This window comes from Bradyrhizobium sp. LeoB3, assembly GCF_055456055.1.
The window spans coordinates 1-2,105 of record NZ_JBVBEF010000262.1; the positions used below are offsets into that span (position 1 = coordinate 1).

Sequence of the window (2,105 nt, forward strand, 5' to 3'; positions counted from 1 at the left end):
GGCCCCCTGCTGGCGGAGGCGCTGGGCGACGTCGACGTTCAATATGTCTGGCGCTTCCTGCGCGAGCACAAGATTGAGAGCGCCGCCGCCGCATGGAGTTCCTCGGCTGAGGCGCACGAGAAGCTCCCGCCGTCACTTTCGAATTGTTGCCACTCGCCGATGAGACCGATGAGCTTCTCCGGCGGGGTGAAGTCGATTTTCTTATCTTGCCAGAATTGTTCATGTCGAGCGCGCATCCTAAAGCGGCATTGTTCGAGGAGCGGCTCGTGTGCGTAGGCTGCCACACGAATAAACGGCTGCCACCGCAGCTTGCATTCGACAAATACATGTCAATGGGGCATGTCGCAGTGAAGTTCGGGCGTGCGCGAAGGCCCTCCATCGCGGAATGGTTCTTACTTGAGCATGGTGTCAAGAGACGCATTGAGGTCGTCGTGCAGAGCTTTAGCATGATCCCGCCTGTACTATTGGACACGGGGCGCATAGCTACGATGCCCTCAAGGCTGGTTGAGCATTTCGCGCAGACGATGCCCCTGCAGATCGTCGCACTTCCGCGGTCACTTCCCGCATTTACCGAGGCCGTTCAATGGCCCGCTTTTCACAACAATGATCCGGCATGCATCTGGATGCGGGAGATATTGTTGGAAGAGGCGTCCCGCATGACTCCCCTGCCTGAGACCACACAAAGCTCTCGGCGCCCCTAGATCACTTAAAGCGTCTCATCGCCCTCCTCCTCGCTTCAAGCCGGTTACGCCCACATCCTTGGTGATGAGCCGGCCCTCCTTCATCGCGGGTGCAGTCTCGGAAAGTATGCTGCAAGGTCTTCGCTGGCGGCTCCGGCATGAACTCGGCTCGAATGCCTACCTCTTGCTCGAACTTCGTCTGCGCGCATTTCATGAGAGCCGCCTGACCCTGGTCCTCACACCGCTCTCTGCCCCGCAACCTCTTGACGAGCGCCTCTACAAGAGGCATGAACGCCGTCCCTCGTGAGAGTGCTTCCTGACTACAGTGCCCGCGCCGGCAGCGGTCCGCTTCGAGCAAGACGGCAAACATGTGCGATGTAAACCAAGGGCTTTCCTGATCGAGGCCAGCCATTTGCCTTGTGCGCGCAGCCCGTCGCGCGCTCCGCCGCCGCTCAGAGCACCACCTTATCGCCGATCCGCAATGAGCATCTTCATCGCTGCAGAAATTCGGAAGAACATTGCCCGCCTGAGTATCCATCATTTGGTATACCATGCGCGAGAAGGTCGAGCAGCGCCGCCGCTGGTAGATTGGTGCCCTCCCGCCATTCTCGTAACGGTGCTGCGATCCGTTGTAAACGGAATCAAAAGAGCAGCCATCGCTTTGCGATGGACATTCAGATATGCGAGCCAAGCTGAGGAAATGTTGAGGCTATCGTTTTTTGGATTAGCATCGGCGACCGCGTCGATCTCACAACGACTCCGCGCTTCCTGCGGGCATGAGTGAGCATAGCGGTGCTTCGGATGTGAGAGTTCATCTTTCTCGCCTCGTTGCTTCGGCTGCACACAGGCAACGGTGCTCGCAAATTGTTCAGAGAAGCTTGCCCGATATCGCCTACCTGGGTTCGGGACAGAGCAAAGCGCGACTGTGTTGCGCAACGGCATCACTTCAACGCATACCGCATCTTCATTGCCGTACGTCGTTGGTCTGTCTTCTTTTGGCCAAACGTCTTAGCGACGTGCGGCCGCCCTAGCGCGATAATGATACGGAGCCGAATGTTGCAGCAATACAGTGGTGTCTACGATCCGGAAGACCTTACGGTCCTGGGAAGGATTTTTGACGAAGCGGTCGCAGCGCTACCGACTTCTATGCAGACTCCTGAAAATCGAGCGGCGATCGCCACGCTTGTTCTGGCACGTGCTGCCGCCGGTAATGCGGAGTTGGCGTCATTGATGAATTTGGTCGTCGCCATTGCCTCTGCCGCTCGATCAGGCGGCCCCTCTGAGGAGAGCAACCTTGCTGGCGCCAGAAGAGCCATCTAGCTGGCGCCTTAATCGAAGCAGAGTGCAGCTAGCAGTCTGCTGAAAAAGCCCTCGTCAGGGGCTGCGATTGATGATTCTATATCGATCATGGATCGTCGGGGGTTC

At 57.8% G+C, this 2,105-nt stretch carries 1 protein-coding gene and 1 pseudogene; both read left to right on the top strand.

The window, feature by feature from the left end:
• Positions 1-113: 113 nt before the first annotated feature.
• Positions 114-701: pseudogene (locus tag ACZXDY_RS45670) on the top strand (LysR substrate-binding domain-containing protein); the annotation flags it as partial.
• 1,032 nt (positions 702-1,733) lie between these two features.
• A complete protein-coding gene (locus tag ACZXDY_RS45675) occupies positions 1,734-2,000 on the top strand; it encodes a hypothetical protein (protein ID WP_196237468.1) in 267 nt (88 codons plus the stop codon).
• Positions 2,001-2,105: the final 105 nt, after the last annotated feature.

What these genes read in the sequence shown, in the direction of transcription:
- ACZXDY_RS45675 (WP_196237468.1), top strand. Translation starts at nt 1,734, where the DNA reads ATGTTGCAGCAATACAGTGGTGTCTACGATCCGGAAGACCTTACGGTC.